18 protein-coding genes are annotated in these 25,368 nt (G+C 44.3%); 1 reads left to right on the top strand and 17 read right to left on the bottom strand.

Annotated elements, in window-relative coordinates; genetic code table 11:
- Nucleotides 1-7: 7 nt before the first annotated feature.
- The 7 genes from LJE72_RS11675 to LJE72_RS11705 form a co-directional block, all read right to left on the bottom strand.
- Entirely contained in the window at nt 8-1,234 is a 1,227-nt protein-coding gene (locus LJE72_RS11675; RefSeq protein WP_229247748.1) for a type 2 periplasmic-binding domain-containing protein, read from the bottom strand.
- Nucleotides 1,221-2,990: a B12-binding domain-containing radical SAM protein gene (locus LJE72_RS11680; RefSeq protein ID WP_229247749.1), complete on the bottom strand. Its 1,770-nt coding sequence runs from the start codon at nt 2,988-2,990 to the stop codon at nt 1,221-1,223. Before LJE72_RS11680 ends, LJE72_RS11675 begins: the two co-directional genes overlap by 14 nt.
- A gap of 476 nt (nt 2,991-3,466) precedes the next feature.
- Entirely contained in the window at nt 3,467-4,465 is a 999-nt protein-coding gene (locus LJE72_RS11685) for an alpha-hydroxy-acid oxidizing protein (RefSeq protein ID WP_229247816.1), read from the bottom strand.
- Nucleotides 4,466-4,579: 114 nt separating this feature from the next.
- Nucleotides 4,580-5,386, bottom strand: a complete 807-nt coding sequence (locus LJE72_RS11690) for a Cof-type HAD-IIB family hydrolase (protein WP_229247750.1) — start codon at nt 5,384-5,386, stop codon at nt 4,580-4,582.
- 162 nt (nt 5,387-5,548) lie between these two features.
- Nucleotides 5,549-8,365: an excinuclease ABC subunit UvrA gene (gene uvrA, locus LJE72_RS11695; RefSeq protein ID WP_229247751.1), complete on the bottom strand. Its 2,817-nt coding sequence runs from the start codon at nt 8,363-8,365 to the stop codon at nt 5,549-5,551.
- A gap of 145 nt (nt 8,366-8,510) precedes the next feature.
- Entirely contained in the window at nt 8,511-10,568 is a 2,058-nt protein-coding gene (gene uvrB / locus LJE72_RS11700; RefSeq protein ID WP_229247752.1) for an excinuclease ABC subunit UvrB, read from the bottom strand.
- Nucleotides 10,569-10,806: 238 nt separating this feature from the next.
- A complete protein-coding gene (locus LJE72_RS11705) occupies nt 10,807-12,174 on the bottom strand; it encodes a sugar ABC transporter substrate-binding protein (protein ID WP_229247753.1) in 1,368 nt (455 codons plus the stop codon).
- A gap of 121 nt (nt 12,175-12,295) precedes the next feature.
- Between LJE72_RS11705 and LJE72_RS11710 the strand changes: the two genes are divergently transcribed.
- Nucleotides 12,296-13,138, top strand: a complete 843-nt coding sequence (locus LJE72_RS11710; RefSeq protein WP_073027578.1) for an HDOD domain-containing protein — start codon at nt 12,296-12,298, stop codon at nt 13,136-13,138.
- A gap of 5 nt (nt 13,139-13,143) precedes the next feature.
- Here LJE72_RS11710 and LJE72_RS11715 read toward each other — a convergent pair whose 3' ends face one another.
- The 10 genes from LJE72_RS11715 to hpf all read right to left on the bottom strand — a co-directional run bounded on the left by LJE72_RS11715 (nt 13,144) and on the right by hpf (nt 25,272).
- A complete protein-coding gene (locus LJE72_RS11715) occupies nt 13,144-14,187 on the bottom strand; it encodes a hypothetical protein (RefSeq protein WP_229247754.1) in 1,044 nt (347 codons plus the stop codon).
- Between the two features lie 198 nt (nt 14,188-14,385).
- Entirely contained in the window at nt 14,386-15,567 is a 1,182-nt protein-coding gene (locus LJE72_RS11720) for a S41 family peptidase (RefSeq protein ID WP_229247755.1), read from the bottom strand.
- Nucleotides 15,568-15,820: 253 nt separating this feature from the next.
- Nucleotides 15,821-16,972, bottom strand: coding sequence for a murein hydrolase activator EnvC family protein (locus LJE72_RS11725; RefSeq protein WP_229247756.1), 1,152 nt, complete (start codon nt 16,970-16,972; stop codon nt 15,821-15,823).
- 110 nt (nt 16,973-17,082) lie between these two features.
- A complete protein-coding gene (gene ftsX / locus LJE72_RS11730; RefSeq protein ID WP_229247817.1) occupies nt 17,083-17,970 on the bottom strand; it encodes a permease-like cell division protein FtsX in 888 nt (295 codons plus the stop codon).
- On the bottom strand, nt 17,963-18,649 hold the full coding sequence (ftsE, locus tag LJE72_RS11735) for a cell division ATP-binding protein FtsE (protein WP_229247757.1): 687 nt from the start codon (nt 18,647-18,649) through the stop codon (nt 17,963-17,965). The genes ftsX and ftsE overlap by 8 nt, the downstream gene beginning before the upstream one ends.
- A gap of 340 nt (nt 18,650-18,989) precedes the next feature.
- Entirely contained in the window at nt 18,990-19,934 is a 945-nt protein-coding gene (locus LJE72_RS11740) for a transketolase family protein (RefSeq protein ID WP_229247758.1), read from the bottom strand.
- Nucleotides 19,927-20,757 carry a transketolase gene (locus LJE72_RS11745; RefSeq protein WP_229247759.1) on the bottom strand — a complete coding sequence of 277 codons (831 nt, stop codon included), beginning with the start codon at nt 20,755-20,757 and terminating at the stop codon, nt 19,927-19,929. Before LJE72_RS11745 ends, LJE72_RS11740 begins: the two co-directional genes overlap by 8 nt.
- A gap of 49 nt (nt 20,758-20,806) precedes the next feature.
- Nucleotides 20,807-21,914 (bottom strand): peptide chain release factor 2 gene (gene prfB / locus LJE72_RS11750; protein ID WP_229247760.1). Its coding sequence is split into 2 segments (ribosomal slippage): nt 20,807-21,844 and nt 21,846-21,914, totalling 1,107 coding nucleotides; the frame shifts between segments, so codons are not numbered across the junction.
- A 73-nt stretch (nt 21,915-21,987) separates the two neighbouring features.
- Entirely contained in the window at nt 21,988-24,504 is a 2,517-nt protein-coding gene (secA, locus tag LJE72_RS11755; protein ID WP_248286325.1) for a preprotein translocase subunit SecA, read from the bottom strand.
- Between the two features lie 237 nt (nt 24,505-24,741).
- Nucleotides 24,742-25,272: a ribosome hibernation-promoting factor, HPF/YfiA family gene (hpf, locus tag LJE72_RS11760; protein ID WP_229247761.1), complete on the bottom strand. Its 531-nt coding sequence runs from the start codon at nt 25,270-25,272 to the stop codon at nt 24,742-24,744.
- Between the last annotated feature and the right edge of the window lie 96 nt (nt 25,273-25,368).

Genomic DNA, 25,368 nt, shown 5'->3' on the forward strand with positions numbered 1-25,368 from the left:
TATTTTATTATGGCTGCCCCTTAACCGATAAAACTTTTCCGGCTTGCTCTTGGGCATTATTTAGCGCATCCTCAGGAGTGGCATTCCCTGCCAAGACATTACTCCATGCTTCATTTTGCAAGGGTATCAACTTCCATTCCTGTCCGTTCCCCTCCAAAACCCAGGCTTTGGACAGAGCAATATTTGCCTGAGGAAACACGCCTTTCTGAGCTTCCGGACGTCCATAATAACTCATATTAGCTGGAAGAAGACTTCCAGCAGCCTGCATCGCTGCTTCAACTTCTGATGAGAGCAATGCCTTTTCAACCTTTTGAATAGCATCCAGCATCGCTGGAGTGGTTTTAATTGCGGAATTAGCAATTCCTAACGTTGTCCCTATCAGGGCTTGCCCTTGTCCGCCCAACAAATCGGAAAGAGGCATGCTTCCCCACGGGACATTTAATTGTGTCAACTGTTTTGCGGTACTGGCTCCTGCGATAACATAGGGTGTTTGACCATTAGCAAATGCGGTCAGAGCGGCCAGATCAACACGAAGGACGTTCGTACTCCGCCAAGTTAAGATTTGTTGAAGAAAGGCCAAATTGTTTGGATCATTTAAGCTAATATTTCCGGCATTCATCAACCGCCCACCCTGCCCATTCCACCATGCTGAAAGTGTGGCGGTATCTGGAGAGGCAATAGAAATCCCATTGACGGAGAACAGCTCCGCCAGACTGGCCGGCACTGAAGCAGTGTCCGTTCTAAAATAGAGCAAAGGAATATCCGTCATCCAAGGAAGTGCATAATCCACCTCTCCAAATCGAAAGGCGGCTAATGTTGCAGGAAAGGCCTCTTTATCATTATGTGCGGCAGGGGCCAATGCGCCTTGCCCATAAAGCTCATGGATAATATCTCTTGAAGCTATAAAAATCTCCGGGCCTTCCCCACCTGCTTCTGCTTGGTAGGAAAAGGCGGCAAAGTTCTGAGTCGGCACATAGTTAAGTTTTACGATAACCTCAGGATTTGTCTTTACAATCGTTTGAACCTGACCCTCTAAGGCATCCGCCTCTGCCCCTTGCAAAGAATGCCAGATGTCCACAACTGAGGGGGCCGGTCCACCTGGTTGTCCCGTCTGAGGAGCAGACGAACACCCGGTGACAAGAATGAAACTGACCAGTATACAGAAAACTTGGCTAACGCCAAGCCGCCAGGCGCTGTCCATGACTTGAACCGCACTCCATTCATGATTCTTCATATCGGTAGGCCTTCACTTTCCCCTGTTGATAGTGAAAAAGATACCAACAAGGTCTGTTGGATTCTTGTAGTAAATCCGACGTAAAATATGCAATCGCTGTATTGCGATTCCACTGCCGCCGGTCCATTTTTTTAACCTCTGGAATTATCATCTCCCAATAAGCATCCTTGCGGATCTTATCCTGCATTGTCTTCCACTGATCTGTTCTCTTCTCCAGCTCCAGGCTGTTTTCATCTTGTAAATAGTTAGGGATGATATTCGGACGTTCCCACATGTAATAATCAAACCTCAGTGCGTCACGGATTATATTCCATGGAAGGATGTCCATCCCTTCCCTTTTTTCGGTGTTCTGTACGTCTTGGAGAAATTCCCACAGTTTATCAAAGAGGGCTTTGCCTTGCCACTGGCGGGAAAACCAATCCTTCTTGTGCCAAAGCTCTGCAAACTTATGATAAAAATCAAAGGGGGTCGGAAAGAGTTTGAGTCCATGTCGTAAGGCGTGCTCAAACTTCCCTGAATTATAATATTTATCCAAAATACTTTCCATGCGTTGCAATTGAAGTATTTCATTATGTGATAAGTCCTTAGTCTCCAAAATTGTATAGGGTGGGTCAGGTACGAACAAGAGTCCATAGCGACTGCTTTGCAACCGCAAACCAGATCCTTTAAGGACTTTGAGAAAGCCTAGCTGAAGCATATCCGGATCTGTCTCATATACCTCATTAAATGACATCCGAAAGTTTAGCCAGTTTTCCTCAGGTAATCCAGCGATCAGGTCTAAGTGAAGCGGTATTCCCAAGCACCGCATTTCAGCTATATATTTCCTCCACTCCTCAAACCTTTGTGGACGTGAAACTATCTTAAGCGTTGGCTGGTGTGTAGATTGTACTCCTATTTCTAATTGAACTAATCCCCGTGGATAATTTCTGAGGTAGTCCATCCATTCCGCATCTAATAAATCTCCTGCCATTTCGCAATGAACTCGAATCGACTTGGCATCAGAGTGCAGCTCACTTTCTTCTCGTACAATGTCTAAAATTCCAAGAGCATGCCGTTTATTGGCATTGAAGGTTCGGTCCACAAACTTTATGGTTCGGGCACCATTTTTCAACAACTGACGGAACGTCTTTCGAAACCTCTCAAGCTCCAAAAAACGGACTCCTTGAAAAGTAGAGGATAAGCAATACTGACAGTTAAAAGGGCATCCCCTAGTCGTCTCAACATAGACCAACCGGCCTGTGAAGTTTTCGTCTTCAGTATAAGGAAACGGCAGCTCGTTCATGCTAAGAGGGCTGAATGGAGCGGGATTAACCATAATTTTCCCGTTCTTTGTCCAAGCAATACCTTGAACATGAGAGGGATCACGACCATCCTGCCACGTCTTTAACAGCTCTAAAAAGGTTTTTTCCCCTTCACCCATAACAAGAGCATCTATTTCAGGATGCTCCAGGAGAAACTCCTCAGCTTCGAAGGATACTTCCGGGCCCCCTAAAACAAATCGAGTATTCGGACAGACAGGGCGAAGCTGTCTAATCACCTCCACAGTCTCTTTCAGGTTCCAAATATAACATGAAAAACCAACGACATCGGCCTTGGCTTCATAAATCTCCCCTGCAATTCGATCCAGGTGATCGTTAATGCTAAATTCTTTAAGCAAAACATCCGGGTATGACGTACGAACTCCCTCTCGCAAATAACGAAGGGCTAAATTCGTATGAATATATTTCGCATTGAGGGCAACCAAAAGAATATTCAAAATCGCAACCCCCTTCCGCCTTAAGTATAGCGGTTTAACGCCCCTAATGCAATTGTTATGCCAGATTGATAAGGCATAACGAGACAACAATAACGTCTTCAGAAGGATTAATTATTCTGGAATACGAGGCTAATTATCCAATTATTTAGAATTAAGATACACACGCTGATACATTTCCGATCTTAATTCAATCCTGGATGTTAATTTAAATACACGATTAAATCATTAGCAAACTAACTTCAAGGTTAGAACACAGTCACAACTTAAACAAGAATGGTGAAATGAAAACAAAAAAGGTGCCTATCAATAAATTGATACAGGCACCTTTTTCGTACTCATTGGCAAGCCGCAACTTTCGGCGTAATCTTTCCGAAGGAGTATCCTTGTTCTTTTCGGAAATAATCAAACTCTATTTTCCTGAATTCAAACTCACAATAGTATTTCTTTACCTAACTCCATGATTTAAAGTTTTCCTTTTAAAAAAACACATCCATATCAATATCCTCGAGTGTTTGGCAGCCAGTCAGAACCATAGCCTGTTTCAGTTCATTCGTCATTCTCCTTATCGCTAAGGCAACTCCTTCTGCGCCTCCACCGTAACCAGCGATAATAAGAGGTCTCCCAATCATAACCGCATCTGCCCCTAAAGCTAACATCTTCAGAACATCAACTCCCGTACGGACTCCACCATCAACAATGATCGGGATGCGTCTATCTACAGCCGCAGCGATTTCCGGCAAAACCTCCGCCGTTCCTGGAGTGTAATCAAGTACTCTTCCACCGTGGTTTGAAACGACAATTGCGGCAGCACCAACTTCAACAGCCATTTCGGCTTCCTCAACTGTCATGATTCCTTTAATAATGAAGGGTAATGACGTATTATCAATGATCGTTTTCAGATCTTCCTTGGTTTTTGGGCTGACAGGGATGGAAACTAAGCCTGCAGCATCTACATCCATACCCACTGCAAGAACTCCTGCTTCTTCTGCCAGACGCAGATAATCAAATACTTCCGGCAATTCCCGCGGCTTCATAAACGGTATACCTAAACCCTGGGCTTTCGCAACCACACCAAGACCTGCCTTATACATTGCGGGGTCAGGCGCATCCCCTGTAGATCCCATGGCCCCCGAAGTTAGGCAACCCTGAATCATAGCCTCAGCCCATTCTTCTTCATTCAAAGCCCCACCCATATTGAAGTTATTACCGGTAATCGGAGCACCGAAGATTGGGGTTTTTAATTCTTGACCAAAAATTTTGATCTGTGTATTGGGCTTTTTAACACCGTGCAATGTCCTCAAATTAATGCGATAGTCTGCTAATGCTTGGACATTGTTTTTAAACGATGTCCCTGTGCCCATCCCCCCCATACCAGGAACTTCTCCTACACAAGCCTTACCATTACACTCTGGACAGACTCGGCAAAAACCCTTAAGCTTTTCCCGTGCAGTTTGGCGAATTGTTTGGATGTTCATTTTTTTAGTTTCACTCATGTTTTAGCCTCCACTCAAATGCTTATTTCTCATTTGCGATTCATAACTAGGGTTCACGCTAAATCTTACATCCGATACTTATTTCCATTGCAATTGTTATCCCAGCAAAACATATTGTTCGATAGCCTCTGCCACTCCGTCTTCCTCATTTGTGAGTGTCACGATATCTGCCTGTTGCTTTATTTCTTTGCGGGCATTTCCCATGGCTACTCCAACCCCGGCATATTGAATCATCTCTAAATCGTTAAAACTGTCCCCTATTGCCATTACGTCTTGTCGGGATATTCCCAAGCGCTCTGCCAAAGCAGCCAGAGCTACGCCTTTATTTACAGTGCCCTCTATTATCTCCAAAAAATGGGGTTTTGATTTTGTAATATGCACTTTTTTTCCATAGCGTTGATTTAACAGAGGGACCAATTGATCTAGGTCAGACTCTCCCGCGATCACGAGGACTTTCTCAACCCCTTCCGGTTCTTGGGCAAGAATGCCCGGAAGGTCGGCTTCTTCGATGTGAACACTCGCGATCCGCGCATATTCCTCGGACCATTCATTAAGTGTCTGGGCGATAACGCGATCCTTGAGATAGATCTGCGCATAGTTCCCCCTTAACCCTACATCTTGAACAATCTCAGAGGCTAAAGCACTGGGAATTGGGCACCGAAAAAGTATATCCCCACTGACAGCCTGCTGGATCATCGCCCCATGATACGTAATCACAGGAACATCCAGCCCCAGCTGCTTTGCATAAGGACGTGTCGAGATAGGCATACGTCCTGTGGCAATGGTCATTTTCACTCCCTGCATCTGGGCCTTTTGTATTGCCTTTACCACTCGCGGTGAAATTGTCCAATCATCTCTAAGCAATGTATCATCGAGATCCATAGCCACTAAGCGAATCGTCAAATTTTGCTTCACTCCTCTATCCGAGGCACAAGTACGAGGCTCGATGTTCGAATCGTTGTTTAGACTTTCGGCTAAACTTGTCGAGATCGTGCTTCTGGTTAGCTCCAGTCTATTAGTGCCTCTTTACTAACGTTAGCAAATAGTTCTCACTGTATTGAGCCTTTAAGTTAAATAGCGTTTTAAATACTGTCCGGTATAGGATGCCGGGAAAGACGAAACCTCCTCGGGCTTCCCAGCAATCAGCACTTCTCCGCCCCGATTCCCTCCCTCAGGACCCAGGTCAATCAACCAGTCTGCAGTTTTGATAACATCAAGATTATGCTCAATGACAAGCACGGTATCTCCGCCGTCTACTAAGCGGTGAAGAACATGCAGGAGTTTATCAATATCTGCCGTGTGTAGGCCTGTTGTCGGTTCATCAAGAATATAGATTGTTCTCCCCGTACTGCGTCGGCTTAATTCAGTAGCAAGCTTAATGCGTTGGGCTTCTCCACCAGATAAGGTGGTTGCAGGTTGCCCCAGGCGAATATAGCCAAGCCCCACATCTTGGAGTGTCTGGAGTTTTCGAGCAATCTTCTGGACTACTTGGAAAAACTCCACCGCTTCATCAACTGTCATATCAAGAACTTGCGCAATGGTTTTGCCTTTATACCGTACTTCCAAGGTCTCCCGGTTATAGCGTTTTCCCTCGCAGACTTCACAGGGAACATAGACATCGGGCAGAAAATGCATCTCAATCTTAATGATTCCATCTCCACGGCAAGCCTCGCAACGGCCCCCCTTAACGTTAAAGCTAAACCGACCTTGTTTGTACCCTCGCATCTTTGCTTCCGGAGTTATAGAGAAAAGCTCACGAATAAAATCAAAAACACCGGTATAGGTGGCAGGGTTTGAACGGGGCGTCCGACCGATTGGAGACTGGTCAATATCAACGACCTTTTCCAGATGCTCCAAACCTTTTAATTGATCGTGCGCCCCTGGGCGAACCCGTGCTCGACTAAGTCTGGACGCTAATCCCTTATAGATAATCTCATTGACCAAAGTGCTTTTACCCGAGCCCGAGACTCCAGTTACACATGTAAACAAACCCAAGGGAATACGCGCATGGACATTTTTCAGGTTGTTCTCTCGAGCACCTAACACCTCTAGCCACTTACCGTTCGGTTGACGTCGCTCCACCGGTACGCTGATTTGCTTGGCACCACTCAAATACTGCCCGGTCATCGATTCTTTATTGGCCTTAATTTCCTCAATAGGGCCTTCAGCCACTACTCGCCCGCCATGGGCCCCAGCTCCGGGACCGATATCGATTATATGATCAGCGGCAACCATCGTATCTTCATCATGCTCGACCACAATCAAGGTATTTCCGAGATCACGCAACCGTTTCAGTGTCTCTAACAATCTGGCATTGTCTCTTTGATGGAGGCCGATGCTTGGTTCATCTAAAACATAAAGCACACCCATTAAACTTGACCCAATCTGAGTCGCCAAGCGAATCCGTTGTGCTTCTCCACCGGAGAGCGAACCTGCAGCACGGGACATGGTCAGGTAATCCAGTCCTACATTCATTAAGAAGCCCAGTCTTTCCTTGATTTCTTTCAAAATCTGGTGGGCAATGGTCTCCTCTTTGAGGGTGAGATCGAGAGTATTTACAAAGTTAATCGCTTCGGTAATTGAAAGACGAGACAAATCGTCAATTGAGATCCCGCCTACCTTCACCGCTAACGCTTCGGGTTTCAGTCGCTTACCTTGGCACTCTGGGCAAGGGTTTTCGCTCATATACCCTTCAATTTCAGCACGTACCATATCCGAGGTCGACTCGCGATAACGACGCCCAAATAAGGGAACCAGCCCTTCAAAAGTGGTGTTGTAGGTTTTCGATTGATCAAAAATATTTTGATATTGAAAGGTTATGGGAGTATTCGTCCCATAGAGCAACCCTTTCCATTGCTCTTGACTCAAGTCTTTTAAAGGGGTATCTATCCCAAATTTGAGGTTTTGGGCTACGGCCTCCATCATTTTCGGGTAATAACTTGAGGTTGATTTAGCCCAAGGCGCTATTGCACCTGTTGCCAGGGATAAGGAACGATTGGGAATGAGCAGGTCAATATCAACGACAAGGTTTGCTCCTAGTCCGGTGCACGCTGGGCAGGCTCCATAGGGACTGTTAAAAGAAAAAAGACGTGGCGAGATTTCCTCGAGAGCAATCCCACAATCCGGACAGGCAAAGTTTTCACTGAAACGTAACTCTTCTCCCTCAATGATGTCTGCAATGACGTTTCCCTCTCCCAGTTTAAGAGCTGTTTCAAGAGAATCTGCCAGACGTTCAGCACTTTCGGATTTTAATGAAATGCGATCGATTACGACTTCAATAGAATGCTTTTTGTTTTTTGCCAGTTCAATTTCTTCACTGAGGTCCCTAGCCTCCCCGTCCACTCTTACCCGAACATACCCTGCCTTTCGAGCGTCTTCTAAGACCTTCTGGTGTTCCCCTTTTTTTCCTTTTACGAGTGGGGCTAAGATTTGCAGTCTTGTCCGTTCTGGGAGATTCATCAGCAGATCAACCATTTGTTGGACCGTCTGCTGGGAAATAGCTCGGCCACACTTTGGGCAATGCGGATGACCGATCCGGGCATACAACAAACGGAGGTAATCAGAGACTTCTGTTGCCGTCCCCACCGTCGAGCGGGGGTTACGGTTAGTCGTCTTTTGATCAATGGAAATCGCAGGAGAAAGCCCCTCGATGGAATCTACATCAGGCTTGTCCATCTGCCCCAAGAACTGCCGTGCGTAGGCAGAAAGGGACTCTACATACCGCCTTTGTCCCTCAGCATAAATTGTATCAAAGGCTAAGGAAGATTTTCCCGAGCCTGACAGCCCTGTGATTACTACAAGTTTATTGCGAGGAATATCAATATCGATGTTTTTTAAATTATGAGCGCGTGCACCACGCACGCGTAGGTAATCTTGGGTCATGGTTTTCCTCCTAAGTGATGAGTTGGGGAGAGACATTTAGATGTACCCAAACAAACTTTCGATCCAGGCCGAACATATACGAACTTATTATAAAGTATCCAATATCATTATACAACCGTTCCAATTCAAATTCACCGATAAACTCCTATTTCTTACTTTTTCGAGAAGATCCCTTTTTCTGTGCTTTATGGTCGTACCGAGTATTTCTTTTACTCCCGCCTTGTTGACTCGTCATTTTGTATTTGTTTTCTTCCCCTTTTAAATCAATCATAGCATCTCGGATTTCTGCAGCCCGCTCAAAATCTAACTCCCTTGCCGCTAGCCGCATTTCTGCTTCCAGGTTCTTAATGAGTTGTGCCAGCTCGTCAGGGGGAAGCTTTGTCCCATAGGCCTTTTTGAGTTCCGCAACTTTCATTGCCTCTGGAGCATCATGAACTGCCTTGCGTATGGTTTGAGGAGTAATTCCCGACTTCTCGTTCCAGGCCATTTGAATTTCACGGCGTCGATTCGTTTCATCCAGGGCGTTCTGCATCGAGCGAGTAATTTTATCTCCATACATAATAACTTTACCTTCAGAGTTACGGGCTGCACGACCTATGGTTTGAATGAGTGAGCGATCCGATCTAAGAAACCCTTCTTTGTCCGCGTCGAGAATTGCCACGAGAGAAACTTCCGGCAAGTCCAGTCCTTCCCGTAAAAGGTTAATGCCAACAACTACGTCAATCTCGCCTAAGCGAAGTTCTCTAAGAATTTCCACTCGTTCGAGGGTCTTAATATCTGAATGCAGATACTTTACCTTGATTTCTAAATTTATAAAGTAATCCGTCAGATCCTCTGCCATTCTTTTTGTCAAGGTTGTCACGAGGACTCGTTCATCTTTCGCAATCCGTCTTCTCATTTCCCCGAGCAAATCATCGATCTGACCTTTGGTAGGACGGACAATAACCTCTGGGTCCAATAACCCGGTGGGGCGAATAATTTGCTCTGTAACCGTCGGGCAATGTGCTAATTCATAGGGTCCGGGTGTTGCACTGACATAGACACTTTGCTTGATCCTTCGTTCAAACTCGGCAAAGGTCAATGGTCGATTATCCAGAGCGGAAGGCAGACGAAATCCGTAGTTTACTAAGGTAGTCTTACGTGACCGGTCTCCTTCATACATTCCTCTCACCTGTGGAAGGGAAACATGAGATTCATCCACAAAAAGGAGAAAGTCATCTGGAAAGTAATCTAGTAAGGTGTAAGGAGTCTCTCCTGCCTCACGAAATGTTAAGTGACGAGAATAATTTTCTATTCCATTACAAAATCCCATTTCTCTGAGCATTTCCAGATCATAGCGAGTTCGTTGCTCAAGGCGTTGTGCCTCAAGCAACTTGTTTTCGGAATTTAATAGATTCAGTCGCTCTTCCAACTCTATTTCAATATTTTCTGCTGCCTGCATAACTTTTTCTTGGGCAGTTACATAGTGGGAGTTCGGAAAAATTGAGACATGATGCCGCTCCCCTAAAATCTCCCCAGTCAACATATTAATTTCATAGATGTGCTCAATTTCATCTCCAAACATATCTACACGAATCACCTGTTCACTAGATGAGGCCGGATAAATCTCTACAATATCTCCACGCACACGGAAAGTTCCCCGAGTAAACGCTATGTCATTACGATCGTATTGAATTGCTATCAGCTTGCGCAGAATTTCATTACGATCAATCACTTGCCCCTGTCGCAGGGAAAGGACAAGATCACGGTAATCTTCTGGTGAACCTAAACCATAAATACACGAAACACTGGCCACTACAATCACATCGCGACGCTCCAACAAAGCAGCGGTTGCCGAGTGTCGCAGCTTCTCGATCTCTTCATTTATCGATGCATCCTTTTCGATAAATGTATCACTTGAAGGCACATAAGCCTCTGGTTGATAATAATCGTAGTAACTCACAAAGTACTCCACGGCATTATCCGGAAAATACTCTTTAAATTCACTGTAAAGTTGGGCGGCCAGAGTTTTGTTATGCGCCAATATCAGGGTTGGTCTTTGAACCTTCATAATGATATTGGCCATAGTGAAGGTCTTTCCCGATCCCGTGACCCCCAGCAACGTCTGGTGGTTCAATCCTTCATTCAGACCTACAGTCAGCGCATCGATAGCCTGTGGTTGGTCTCCGCCAGGTTGGTATGGGGCATGTATACAAAATTCCATGCGCCACTCTTCCTTTCGATTATATAATAGGTTACTCTACTCTGTATTTTACATCTACCCTGGTGCTTATACAAATCACGAAGCACAAGAATAATACCCTGCAATGTTTGTTTGCAATACAATATATATTTGGTTGAATTTCTAAAATTTTAGTTTACGAGGCTTTTGTCCGATAACAAAGAGACAGGATGTTATTTTACCAAACAACAAATCTGTCTCCTTATTTTGTACTTCGTTTTTACTTTTCCTCTTTTTTCGAATCATCCTTCGCCTGATCTCCCTGATCTCCCTGATCTCCCTGATCTCCCTCGGAATCTTTTGGTTGCTCTGCTTTTTGATTTAACATCTCTGGCGGAACTGTTTTCACCTGTTCATTAACGGTTTTTTCTGTGCCCATTACTTTCCCTTCAGCATCAAAATAATCTCGTGTTGTTTCCGTTTTTATTCGTTCTGTAACTTTCTCAACGCCCGGAGGAACAGGATTTTGCTTGTCACCGGACTGCCCGTCCTCTTCTTTCTTATCGGCTGCTTGGTCTTTCTTCTCTTGGTCTTTCCCTTGATCCTTTTCTTCATTCCCCTTGGACTCTGCTTGCTCTTTTTGCTTTTTATCTTTTTCCGCAGTTTGCATAGTTGTAGTATAACTTTTTTGAATGACCGCTAAATTAGATGAAGTTACTGCCTTCACCGCTATAACTTTAGCAGGTATTTCCCCTTGCTCGCTGGTAATTGAATTATTTACTTCTAGAGCTTCTTCCTTAATTATTTTCTGAGCCCATTGATAGGCATTGGCACCCTGTAGATAAGGAGAGGTATCAATATCTCCGATTTGAGAACCCTTAGCCATCCTCTCTAAGGATGGGATACTAGCTTGTCCACCAATCAAACTAACTTTTTTGTCTAACTGAGTTTGTTTGAGAACTTCGCTCGCCTGTCCCGCCAAGCTTTCATTATGGGCTAAAATCCCTTGCACATTATCAGGGTTCTTTTGGAGAAAGTCGACTAAGCCTGTCTTTGCTACTGATTCAGATCCTTTGGGACTTGAAATGGTATGTATGATCATCTGAGGATACTTGCTAAGAATAGCCATATTTCCCGCTAAAAGTTGTTGGGACCCACTTTCATTAGGATCTCCTTGCAGTATAACCAATTGACCCTCAGTAAATTTTCCCAATAAAGTCTGAGCCATAAGCTCTCCGGCTTTTTCCTGATCAGGGATAATTATACCTTCAGGTTTTATTCCTGATGGCAGTTGGGTTAAAGCTAAGATTGGAATTTCTTCAGATTGAGATTCTTGTAAAATGCTCTCATCTCCTCCTTGATAAATTAAGATCTTTGCATCTTTTAAGGGAGACTCTTCTTTTGATTCACTATTTATATACTTTACCTTTACATCTTCTTTCTTGGCAAGATCTTCGATTCCTTTTAAAATAAGCAGTTTGTTAGGGTCTTGCTCATTCAATGAAACTGCTATAATTGGTTCACTTTCCTTTTTAGCAGAAGTTTTATTTTTATTTTTCCCTAAAAGATCTTGTAGACTGCAACCAGTTATGGTTAAACTAAGACATAAGGCAATTAGAACAACCAAGAATCGCAATCTTTTTGGCATGTTACGCACTCCTTTCGGGGTTCTCAAGCAATTCTTTAAATTAGTTTCCCCTAGTCGTCATAAAAAATCCCTGTGAAAAATTTCCTTTGAATATTTGCAAAAAATTAAGGAGGGCCTATAGTTGACTATTAAATTGGAACATGTCTTAAAGCGTGTACAAGCTCTTCCGCCCCTACCCACATCTGCTTTGCGCGTTATTGCCTTAACTAAAAACCCTGCGACAACCGTTAAAGAGCTAGAAACCGTTATCGGCCAAGACCCTTCACTCACAGCTGGTATCCTGCGACAAGCCAATTCTGCGTATTATGGGTACGCCAGACGAATCTCCTCTCTTCAAGAAGCGATCGTCATGCTTGGTTTTCAGGTGACACAAGGGCTAGCAATGGCTTCCGCAGTTGCCCCTTTATTGAAAAATAACCTTATAGGTTACGAGATTGAGCAAGAGGGCCTTTGGAAGCATTCTATGCTTACCGCTATGACAGCGAAACGTCTTTGTCAATATCATAAACTCCCTTTCGGGGATGTTGCCTTTACTGCAGGCTTGCTTCATGATATCGGAAAACTGGTTATCTCTATTTATGTACAGGAAGTGGGTCCTTTCCTTGTCGAGAAAGTAAAAGAGGTAAAACTATCCTATTCTGAACTTGAGGAAAAAGTCATAGGGTATAATCATGCAACTGTTGGTGGGTTTTTGGCCAGGACTTGGTTTTTGCCGGAAGATCTGGTATCCGCAATTTCCTACCATCATTCTCCGTCACAAGCGCCAAGCTACCCCGAACTCGCCTGCGTAATTCATGTTGCTAACGGGCTTGCAAGTTTGCTCGGTATTGGCGGAGGTGTGGACAGTTTATTAAACCCGATACAACAGGAAGCGCTGGATAAACTATCTCTTAAAGAGTCCGACCTTGAGCTTTTGATGGCAGATCTTGGGGAATTCCTTATAGACCCAACCCTATTCAGCTAATGTAATTATTCTAAATTAACTTTGTTATTTAAATCACACAAAATCTGGTTCAATATGGTTTCACGACAACTGTCTACTTGATCAAAATTAACCGCCTCAATGTAGATAGCCTTAAGCTGTGCTCTATTCATCTGCCAAGATGCTAAGGTCTCTATTAACGTTTTGCTTAAGGGCCGTTCTAATCCTTGGTCATGCAAATTTTCCGGATTACCTTGCCAGATCGCTAAACGCCTCTCTGGAAAGACTATCCCGATGACTTCATCTGGATTGAGAGGGTGCAAGACGATTTCAATTAATTGCCCTAATTGTTGAGCCTCACGAAGCACCCAATCTAAGGCATCTAGAGTTTCGTCTCCTTCCAACCTAATCTGATCAAAATCTGTCAAGAAGTGCGGGGACAGATTAAGCCATCCTTCCGCAGTTAAGCCGTGCAGGAAAAACGGATTTACAACACTTTTTTGCAGTAATTTAAGAGCATTTTCCGCTAGTGGCCAAGGACCTGTATTCTCTTTTTTAACTTTCAGCTGAGCTGAGTTCCCGAGAATCCAAGAAATGTTCCCTTTATCTAATGGAGGCTTTGTCGTCCTGGACCCTATTAACGACCCTAGTTCAGAAGCCAGCTCTTCTTCTAAAGTCATTTGCAGTTCTTGAAGCCGTTTTTCAATCTCAATTATTGAAGACCTTTGCTTCTCCAACTTCACTTCATCACAGAACAGGCTGAAATCAGTGAATTTCTCAACAACACCCGGGGCTTGCCAACGAAGTGGAGAAACCTTCATGGCATCTAACATACCTAACCCCATCCGAGGCATAATAAACCCTGCCATCGAATCCGGATCCCGTACCGACCGTAGAAAATCAATATCATATCCTCTATCCAACAATTCTAAGCCAACAATCTTTATCAACGTTGATTTACCGGTCCCAGGGCCTCCTAATAAGATATAGGCACGTTTCCAACTTGGCATCATGTTTGGCAATAAAGATATGTAACCCCTGGTGGTCAGTCCCTCGGCAAAGTAATGTCGCACCCCAGTCTTATTTCTCATGCTTCTTACCCCCGTCGTTTTTTTCGGTCAGCGTAGTCTATGCAAGAAGGGGGAGGAAGGCCACTAAAACGTGGTTGATATTCGTAGTTGGGGTAGGAATAATTATAGGCACGCTCGATTTTATGAGCGTGCCTTTGCAATCACTATTTTATTTCCCTAGGGTATAACAGAGTAATGATACGTTGATTCTTTAAGCCCTTATTTAAGCTTCCCTTGCAGTGTTTCCAACGCTTTCTGGAGTTGAGCATCATAGTTAGTGTCTTGAGGAGTGATGGTAGCTTGTTGTCCTTTCCCTAATTCTACCACAACATCTGGTTCGATTCCCTTCTTATGAATATCCAACTTATTAGGCGTTAAGTATTTAGCAGTCGTTAGTTTGACGCTGGTTCCTCCGTCCAATGGGAAGATTGTTTGAACAATCCCTTTTCCAAAGGTTTTTACTCCCACCAAACTTGCTGTTTCTTTATCCTTAATCGCTCCTGCAACGATTTCAGCCGCTGAAGCACTTTCTTCATTCACAAGGACCACCATCGGCATCCCCAGATATGTACCTGTTGACATCTTAGTATCAACGTTCTCTTGCTTGTCTACTATATAAACAACTGGACCTTCTGGAACGAAGTAGCTGGCAACTTGTACCGCAGCATTAAGCTCGCCGCCATGGTTATACCTCAAATCCAGAATAAGTCCTTTGAATTTATTAATGTTTATGGTATTAAAAGTGTCTTTAAGTTCTGTCCCTGTATCTGAGCCAAACTGAGTTATGCTGACATAGGCAATATCAGGGTTCCCAGGCAATGCTTGCCCATCAACGGTTGGAACAGTTATGTTTTCCCTCGTTAGACTCACAGTAAAGGTCTTATTACTACTCTCTCGATATAGAGCTATATCCACTTTCGTTCCGGGTTCTCCCCGCATCAACCCTACCGCCTTATCCTGCTCCATACCCAAAGTATCCGCATCATTAATCTTACTGATAACATCACCCGATTGAATTCCAGCCTTGCTTGCCGGGGAATTTTTGATTGGACGCAGTACTACGAGCTTTTTAGGATCCTTGAGACTCAGGACTATTCCTATCCCGCCAAATTTCCCTTCAAGCATTTGAAACAGTTCTTGGTTCTCCTGAGCATTCATGTACGTTGAATATGGGTCTCCTAAGATTTCTACAATCCCTTTAGTTGCGCCTTCCACAAGCTGAACTGTCGATACATTTTCTAAGTAATCATTCCGAACAAGTTGTACTACATGCACTAGCCGTCCCATGTTATTGACGTTGGCAATTACTACCCCGCTCACTAACGTGGTTACCAATACAGAAAAAACCAGGAAGATAACTCCGACGTTTTTGGCTATTCGTTTCATGTTCCACTCTTGCAATCCAGTAACCCCTTCCCTTTCTTGCACTAGTCAGAAAGTATAACTTTCTGAATGTCCCTTTTTGCCATCCATGGCGTCTCTCTAACCTCGAACACCAGGTTCGAGGTTAGACCAGCGCATTTAGTGCAACTAGGCAATCGCTGACCAAGGATGGCGAAAAAGGGACGCCTTCAACAAGGTTTAGCACTAGCCAAGCTTTCTTTAAACTTACTCTATTATATGCTTATCCTTGCGTAGAAATACTGCTTATCCATTAGTTAGGGAAATACTGTAAAGGATCAGTAGGGTTTCCACCTACTCTAACTTCAAAATGCAAGTGTGCTCCTGTACTCCACCCAGTTGAGCCGACAGCCCCAATGACTTCATCGGCTTCAACGGATTGCCCTTCGCTGACATCCAAGCGCGACTGATGCCCGTAGAGCGTGGATATACCACTGCCGTGGTCAATAATAGTCATATTTCCATAGGCCGTATTCCAACCCGCCATTATGACTACCCCTGCTCCTGCAGCGTGAATTTTAGTCCCCGTAGGAGCGCCAACATCCGTTCCGGTATGCATACTGCGTTTTTTCGTAATAGGATGAGTCCTCCAGCCGAAGGGGCTAGTTATCTCATAATAGCCGGGTACCGGCCAAGTGGAAATTGTTCCATCGCCTGCCTGAGATCCTTTTCCTGCCTGTGTTGCCTGCAATTTACGAATCTTCTCCGTCAATGCCTTTGACTCAGCTTCCAATCGGTCAATTTCATCAAAAGCAGCTTGCTGGGCTTTCTGATTCTGTTCTAAAGCATTACTTTGCAGGGATTTTTTATTCTCAAGGTCTGCAGTAACTAACGCAGCTTCTTTTTCAAGCTTTGCGGCTTGATCCCTTTTAGCCTGTAATTCGCTCTTTTTCTTAGCAATTTGTGCTTTCTGGGATTCAATATCCGCAAGCAGTTGACGATCATTGTCCACTAACTTAGAAAAATATTCCATTCGCGTAATGAAATCACTGAGATCCGTAGACTGAAAGAGAAGTTCCAAATGACTAATCTGACCACTTTCATAAATTCCCCGTGCACGTTTTCCCAGGGCTACACGTCGGTCATCAAGCTCTTTTTGTTTTTGATCCAATTCCTTTTGTGCAGCGCTAACTTGGGTTTGCGCTTGAACATAGGCAACCTTATTTTGATTCAAAGCGGTCTGAGCCGCAGCAACTTGCGTTTCTAATTGAGCCAGCTGAGTCTTCATCTTTTCCGATGTATAGGTAAGCTTGTTTAGTCGTCCACGAGCTTGATCTTTTTGACTTTGAATATCATTTTTCTGTTGAATACTTTCCCCCAGTTGATCAGCCCGGGTAGGCAATGCCGACGTTCCAAGCAAAAGAAGACTAACCAGCACAGTTGGTATGGCTTTCTTCCCGAACAAACAACCCACCGTCCTTAAATAAAACTTTATCATAGAAATACTTAGCGACAGTGTCCTGCAGACATTATCGCTGAGTGTGCATGCCCCACAGAGCAAGACACTTCTGATCCCTATGCGCGCAGGAATTTCTGCAAAGAAAATAAACTTCCCAAGGCTCCCATCACCATGCCCCCGAGTAATAGACCCATAGAAACCTGACGAAAAAGAACTTCATTTTGAACCACCGGCAAAAAAGTCAGTGTTGATTGAACATACACTGTAATCCAATTATAGCCTAGCCCAACAATGACAGCTGCAAATGTCCCTCCTACCAGGCCTAGAGCTAACCCTTCAATAAGAAAAGGCCAACGAATAAAACTATTACTGGCGCCAACTAACTTCATAATCTGAATTTCCCGGCGACGAGAAAAGACATTCATTTTAACATTAATAGAAATAAGCACAACAGCTGCAACACCGAAGGCGGCGACAACACCAAAACCAATCCATCTCAACCATTGTGTAAATTTAAGAAGCTGATCCACAAAGTCCTGTCCATAACGTACTTTGTATAACCCGGGGTTGCTCTCCAACGAGCTAGCCAAAGCTTTAACGTTCTGGGGATCGGTAGCTTTGACTGTCAACTTGTCTGGAAAAGGATTGGTTCCTCCTACATCAGAAACAATATTACCTTGTGATCCCCCTAATGTTTTACCAAAATCCTCTAGGGCTTGTTCCTTTGTTACCAAGGTCACTGACTCTACTCCCGGCATCTGTTCAATCTGGCTTTTCAAGTCCTGTACTTCTTCTGGCGTGTATTCAATTTGCACAAATGCACCAATCTCTAACTCAGATTCAAAGGATTTTGCCATATTCGCGGCATTCGCTAAGAAAAAAATCGAGTAACCCAAGATCACTAGAGAAACCATAACCGTTACGACGGATGCCAGGCTAAGCCACGGATTTCGTTTCATAGAGTTAATCGTCTCTCTGAAAATATAACCGGAGGAATTAAGCATCGTAGCCATATCCCCCTTTTTCTTCATCACGCGCTACTCGGCCGTTTTCTATAGCAATGACACGCTTTTGCATCTTATTTACAATAGCCCTGGCGTGAGTAGCCATCACGATGGTCGTGCCACGTTTATTGATATCATAAAGTAACTCCATAATATCCCATGCAGTATCTGGGTCGAGATTGCCGGTTGGTTCATCTGCCACTAATAGTGCAGGATTATTAATAACGGCCCGGGCTACGCAGACCCGCTGTTGTTCACCGCCAGACAGTTCATGGGGGTATGCGGTCTCCTTTGCCTTAAGACCAACAAGTTCTAATGTCGCCAGGGTACGATTTCTAACCTCACGCTTGGCAACTCCGATTACTTCAAGTGCAAACCCAACGTTTTCAAAAACTGTTTTGTTCGGCAATAGCTTGAAATCTTGAAAAATCACCCCGATATTACGCCTTAGATAAGGCACTTCACGGTCTTTCATTCTAACTAAATTTTTGCTGTTGATCTGAACCTGCCCACGGGTCGGAGTCTCTTCACGATATAATAACTTGATTAACGTCGATTTACCGGCCCCACTAGGCCCTACCAGAAAAACAAAGTTCCCTTTGCCAATTTTCAGATTGACATCGACAAGGGCTCTGGCACCATTTGGATAAATCTTGGACACATTTGTTAACTGAATCATACAGTCCTCCTTGATTTTGTACGCAGCGCCCCTTTTTTCTCTATAACTCTTATTTTATTCGACACCAGCCGTGGATTTCCTGTCTCTAATTCCAAAACATTCTTATGTTTTGGAATTAGTCAGTAACTGCTTAACGCTCAAGAATACCCCAAAAAAGGAACCCACTTAGGTGAACTGCTGCTCCGCCTAAAGTGAGTTCCTGGGGCTTACATCACCTATCGACCCTATTCGAGGGTTATTATTGGTTATCCATCGGTAGAACAGAAAAAGAGACCAGCACTTCAGAATGCTGGTCCCATTTGCAATTAGATCCGCTTTTAAAAATAAGTTTTGCCTTAAATTACTTTTGCTTTTTTGCAAGAACCTCATGAACAGCTTTGATCAACGCCGCTTTAGTCAAACCGTACTTTTCAAGAAGTTCCATGGGTTTCCCTGATTCCCCAAAGGTGTCTTTTAGTCCGACGCGAACTATAGGCGTAGGTTGCCTTTCAGCAAGCACTTCTGAGATCGCGCTTCCCAACCCGCCGATAATGTTGTGTTCCTCTGCTGTCACAACAGCTTTAGTGGTTTTAGCAACACGTACAATCGCGTCTTCATCTAACGGCTTTACAGAAGCAACGTTAACCACACTCACCTTAATCCCCTCGGCGGCTAGATCATCGGCCGCTTCCAGGGCCATAGAAACCATAATACCATTAGCCATGATGGCAACATCTGTTCCTTCTTTAAGGACATTTGCCTTCCCGATTTCAAAATGATAATCCTCGTCAAAAAGCAGGGGAACATCCAGACGACCCATCCTTATGTAAACAGGTCCGTAATATTTAGCAGAGGCTAAAATCACTTGGCGTGTTTCCTCTCCATCAGCAGGGACTAAAACAACCATATTGGGAACAGCGCGCATGATCGCCACGTCTTCGATGGCCTGATGGGATCCGCCGTCTTCCCCAACCGTAATTCCTGAATGTGTAGCTGCTATTTTTACATTTAGCTTCGGATAAGCAATAGAATTGCGAATCTGTTCAAATGCCCGTCCAACTGCAAAAATTGCAAAGGTGCTGGCAAATGGGATCTTACCAGCTGCAGCTAGGCCGGCAGCCGTTCCCAACAGGTTTGACTCAGCAATCCCCATATTAAAGAAACGTTCCGGATATTTTTTACCAAAGTCAGCAGTCTTAGTCGACTTCGATAAATCCGCATCTAAAACAACGACGTTTGGATTTTCCGCTCCTAAAATCTGGAGGGCTTTACCATATGCTTCACGTGTCGCTTGTTTATCAGCCAAGGTTCGCCGCCTCCTCCCGCAGTTCTTTGAGGGCCTGTTCGCCTTGCTCAACTGAAGGCGCATTACCATGCCAACCTGCTTGGTCTTCCATAAAGGAAACCCCTTTACCCTTCACTGTCTTGGCGATGATCATAGTTGGCCTTCCTTTGACCGTTTTTGCCTCGGCAAAGGCTGCTAGCAACGCGTCAATATCGTGCCCGTCTACCTCAATCACGTGCCAGCAAAATGCCTGCCACTTCTCTAAAAGCGGAGCCGAACACATGACACTGTCAGTTTTGCCATCAATCTGCAACCCGTTATAATCTATGATAGCTGTAACATTATCCAGTTTGTAATGGGCAGAAGCCATCGCTGCTTCCCAAACTTGTCCCTCCGCCATCTCACCATCGCCCAATAAAGCATACACTCGGTAATCCTTGCCATCCAACTTTCCTGCGAGGGCCATTCCATTGGCTGCTGAAAGTCCTTGCCCTAAGGAGCCTGTAGACATATCCACACCAGGAGTCTTTTTCATATCAGGATGTCCCTGTAACATATGCCCTGTTTGACGAAGCCCCTTTAACTCTTCCTTGGAAAAATAACCTTTTTCCGCCAGAGCAGAATACAGCACGGGAGCGGCATGCCCTTTTGAAAGGATAAAACGGTCACGATCCGCCCATTTTGGATCCTTGGGATTAATTCGCATTTCGTTGAAGAATAAGGTTGCCACGATATCCGCAGCGGACAGGCTTCCGCCAGGATGCCCAGATTTCGCAGTAACAAGCATGGCTATAATGTCTTGCCGAATAACATTTGCGACTCGCTTTAATTCAATTGTGGTCACTCGATTCCCTCCTTTAACACATCCAAATCTGATGGCTATACTTTGTGGGTTATTGCATTGTTTTAGTTTTCTGAAGAAACGCCGCAATAAATGCATCGATTTCCCCGTCCATTACTGCTGAAACATTTCCAGTTTCCACGTTCGTACGATGGTCTTTAACCATACTATAGGGATGGAAGACATAGGAACGTATTTGACTGCCCCAAGCAATTTCTTGTTGCTCGCCTCGAATTTCGGAAATCTCAGCTTCTTGCTCTTTACGTTTAAGTTCCAATAATTTTGCCTGTAAAACCCGCATGGCTGCAGCCTTATTTTGGGTTTGAGAACGTTCACTCTGGCACTGAACTACGATCCCGGACGGCAAATGCGTAATTCTGATAGCAGAATCTGTCTTGTTAACGTGTTGTCCGCCGGCTCCGCCGGATCGATATGTATCAATCCTTAAATCCTCAGTATCAATATTTATTTCGCTGTTATCCTCAGCGACTTCCGGTATTACATCTACAGAGGCAAATGAAGTATGTCGACGCCCTGATGCATCAAATGGCGAAATCCTTACTAATCGATGTACACCCTTTTCAGACTTAGCATATCCATAGGCGTTTTCCCCACTGAAGGACAGGGTTGCGCTTTTGATACCTGCCTCCTCTCCATGTAAAAAGTCCAGGGTTTCGACTTTATATCCATGACGCTCGCCCCAACGAATATAAAGTCGATAAAGCATTTGAACCCAATCTTGTGCTTCTGTCCCGCCGGCTCCAGCATGGAGAGTCAAAATGGCATTGTTTCGATCGTACTGGCCTGAAAGCAATAACTCTAATTCCAAGGCCGCAAACCTTTGATTAAGCGCTGTTATACCCTGCTCAATCTCGGGTTCCAGGCTCACATCGTCTTCCTCCGCAGCTAATTGCCAGAGAGTCGCAGTCTCCTCAAGTTCCCGCTCCAGCTCCTCATACATTTTAACTTTGCTTTGATGCAAGGCCAGCTCCTGCATAATTTTCTGAGCATAGACCGGGTCATTCCATAGATCCGGTCTATGGAATTCCGTCTCTAAAGCACTGATTTTATCAATACGCTTAGCGACGTCAAAGGGAAACCCTCAAATCTGCCAAAGACAATGATAATGTTTCAAGATCCTTTTTCCAATCAGAAAGCACTCATATTCACCCTTTCTAAATCCATTTGCTTTCTAAGAAACAATGCGCTAATGATATCCATAAGCAATTAGACCTACGCTCCTGGACTTTGCTTTTTCTTTGCCCCGCAACACTTCTTATATTTCAACCCGCTTCCACATGGGCAAAGATCATTGCGTCCAATTTGGTCTCCCGTGTGAACTGGTTTACTCGGTTCACCTTCATAGCGGTTTTCTGTTACATTACGAGGCTGCTCTGCAACTTCTTCCCGGACCTGCGGTGTCACCCGCATAACATAACGGACAATATCATCCTGAATGGAGTCAATCATCGCTTGGAACATTTCGTACCCTTCACGCTTATATTCTACGAGTGGATTCTTCTGACCATAGGCACGTAACCCAATCCCCTCTCGCAACATATCCATAGCATCAAGATGGTCCATCCACTTGCTGTCTACCACTTGAAGCATTACTGCTCGCTCAACTTCACGCATTAGGTCAGCACCAAATAACTCCTCACGGCTCTTGTAAAGCGCTTTCGCTTTTTCAATCAGCATTGCTTCAATTTCTTCAGCTGAAAGCTCTGCTAACTCTTCGGGTGATAAATGGATTCCAGGCAGAAAAAATCCTTCTACATAATCAGCTAAGCTAGGCAAATCCCATTCCTCCGGAAATGTACTTTCCCCGCTAAACATGCTAATACTGTTTGTGGCCGCCTTTTCTATCATGTCCATGATATTGTCATGCAGATTTTCTCCCATGAGAACTGCACGCCGCTGAGCATAAATAACCTCACGTTGCAGGTTCATGACATCGTCATAATCAAGTACATGTTTACGAATGTCAAAGTTGCGATTCTCAACTCGTCGTTGGGCGGTTTCTATAGAACGGGAAATCATTTTAGAGGTAATAGGTATAGAGTCGTCCATCCCTAATTTATCCATGATGCCCATAATATTATCGGCACCAAACAAACGCATTAAATCGTCCTCTAACGAAATAAAGAATTGAGTTGATCCGGGGTCACCTTGACGTCCCGCACGCCCTCTCAATTGGTTATCAATTCGTCTGGATTCATGTCGCTCTGTCCCAATAATATGTAACCCGCCTATTTCAGCCACACCTTCACCGAGAATAATATCCGTTCCTCGACCAGCCATGTTTGTGGCAATTGTAACCATGCCGTGTTGTCCGGCTTGAGCAACAATTTCAGCTTCTTTTTCATGGAATTTGGCATTGAGGACTTGGTGTGGAACCCCTCGCCTTTCTAACAAAGTACTTAAGTGTTCCGATCTTTCGACGGAAACCGTTCCTACCAGAAGCGGTTGCCCTTTGCTATGTCGTTCGATGACACTATCGACAACCGCTAAGAACTTACCTTCCTCTGTACGATAAATAATGTCCGGCTCATCTTTACGCAACAAAGTCTTGTTGGTTGGAATTTCTACAACGTCCAGCTTATAAATCTTGCGAAATTCTGGTTCTTCCGTCATAGCCGTTCCGGTCATGCCCGAGAGCTTTTCATACATTCTAAAGTAATTTTGGAAGGTGATCGTGGCTAAGGTTTGTGATTCTTTTTCAATCTTAACGCCCTCTTTAGCCTCTATGGCTTGATGTAATCCTTCACTGTAGCGACGCCCAAACATCAGACGTCCAGTAAACTCGTCAACTATAATTACTTCCCCGTCTTTAACCACATAGTCGCGGTCACGTCTGAAAAGGGTTTGCGCTTTCAAGGCCTGGTTAACATGATGTGCGAGCTCGCTATGAATATCTTCATAAAGATTGTCAACACCTAGCATGCTCTCCACTCGACTTACCCCTTTTTCTGTGAGGGTGACGACACGCTCTTTTTCAATGACCTTATAATCCTCTTCGGTTTTTAGGCGCGGAATAATCATAGCAACCCTAAAATATAACTCAGTTGGCTTGTCCGCTTCCCCAGAAATAATCAGTGGCGTGCGTGCCTCGTCAACAAGGATCGAGTCTACTTCGTCCACGACAGCATAATGCAACTCACGTTGAACCAAGGCCTCAGGTCTTGTAACCATATTATCCCTGAGGTAGTCAAAACCAAATTCGTTGTTTGTACCATAAACAATATCTGAAGCATAACTGTTTCGACGTTGCTCATAGTTCAACCCATGAACAACTAAGCCCACGGAAAGACCAAGAAATTGATGAATACGTCCCATCCATTCACTGTCGCGACGAGCTAAGTAATCATTGACCGTTATGACATGAACCCCTTTTCCTGATAAGGCATTTAAATAGGCCGGCAAAGTGGCTACAAGAGTTTTTCCTTCCCCTGTACGCATCTCGGCAATCCGGCCGTCGTGAAGGACCATCCCTCCAATTAACTGTACATCATAGTGTCGCTGATTAAGCACCCTTCGGCCAGCCTCTCGTACAACTGCAAAAGCCTCCGGCAGCACACTCTCAAGACTTTCTCCCTGCTCCAAACGTCCTCGAAATTCAGCAGTCTTACCACGCAATTCGTCATCATTCAAAGCTTGGATCGTCGGTTCAAAGCTATTAATCACTGCAACGCGTTTTTGATATTTTCGTATTTCGCGTGCATTATCATCGAATAAATCTAAAAACCCCATTATGTCCACCTTTCTCAATCTTTGTATATTTCTTAATTCTAACATCCTTGAGATACGACTGCAACCAAGCCTGATGATTAAGTCGTGGGGTATTTCCCCATTTACGTTCGAACCGAAATAAAACCTTCGATTCTTTCAATATATATCTAGAAAGGCCCGCATATGCGGGCCTTTCGCTCAATTATTAGCGGCAGATCAGTCCGAGTACACCACGCGATTTGCTCGAACTCTGGCTGATTACGTTTGAGGTTGCAGTAACCCATAGTCTCCATTATTACGCAGATAGACTACATTCATTTCTTGGCTTTCAGCATTTGTAAACACAAAGAATGTATGGCCTACTAAATTCATCTGCATAATCGCCTCTTCGACTGACATTGGCTTGGCAGAAAACTTCTTATTTCGAACAATCTCCTCACTCGGTTCATCGCTCATTGCAATTTGTTGCTTAGGATCATGATCCTTCAGGACCTTAGAGCGCATCCGTTTATTAATACGCGTGCGATATTTATCAATTTGGCGTTCTAATTTCTCAACGACCATGTCGATTGACGAATACATGTCTTCGGTTTCTTCTTCGCCACGCAAAATCATACCATTGAGTGGAGCAGTAACCTCCACTCGATGCCGGTCACGCTCGACAAGCAAGGTTACTTGAACGTCCATAAACTCATCAGAGTATTTTGCCAACTTACCCACACGTTTCATAACATACTCTTTAAGGGCGTCTGTAAGTTCGATATGTTTACCACGAATATTAATGTTCATAAATTCAACCCCCTTCTATGCTGGTACATAACTAATATTCCCGATTTACACAAAAAATCCTGCTTATTTAATATAATGTTTTTAGAAATGATATTT

This window comes from Desulfosporosinus shakirovi (assembly GCF_020595055.1).
Lineage (GTDB): Bacteria > Bacillota > Desulfitobacteriia > Desulfitobacteriales > Desulfitobacteriaceae > Desulfosporosinus > Desulfosporosinus shakirovi.

Coding starts and splice junctions, on each gene's coding strand:
- ftsE (WP_229247757.1), bottom strand. CDS start 18,649: ATGATTCAGTTAACAAATGTGTCCAAGATTTATCCAAATGGTGCCAGA.
- ftsX (WP_229247817.1), bottom strand. CDS start 17,970: ATGCTTAATTCCTCCGGTTATATTTTCAGAGAGACGATTAACTCTATG.
- uvrA (WP_229247751.1), bottom strand. CDS start 8,365: ATGACCCAAGATTACCTACGCGTGCGTGGTGCACGCGCTCATAATTTA.
- uvrB (WP_229247752.1), bottom strand. CDS start 10,568: ATGGAATTTTGTATACATGCCCCATACCAACCTGGCGGAGACCAACCA.
- secA (WP_248286325.1), bottom strand. CDS start 24,504: ATGGGGTTTTTAGATTTATTCGATGATAATGCACGCGAAATACGAAAA.
- LJE72_RS11675 (WP_229247748.1), bottom strand. CDS start 1,234: ATGAAGAATCATGAATGGAGTGCGGTTCAAGTCATGGACAGCGCCTGG.
- LJE72_RS11685 (WP_229247816.1), bottom strand. CDS start 4,465: ATGAACATCCAAACAATTCGCCAAACTGCACGGGAAAAGCTTAAGGGT.
- LJE72_RS11715 (WP_229247754.1), bottom strand. CDS start 14,187: ATGAGAAATAAGACTGGGGTGCGACATTACTTTGCCGAGGGACTGACC.
- hpf (WP_229247761.1), bottom strand. CDS start 25,272: ATGAACATTAATATTCGTGGTAAACATATCGAACTTACAGACGCCCTT.
- LJE72_RS11705 (WP_229247753.1), bottom strand. CDS start 12,174: ATGCCAAAAAGATTGCGATTCTTGGTTGTTCTAATTGCCTTATGTCTT.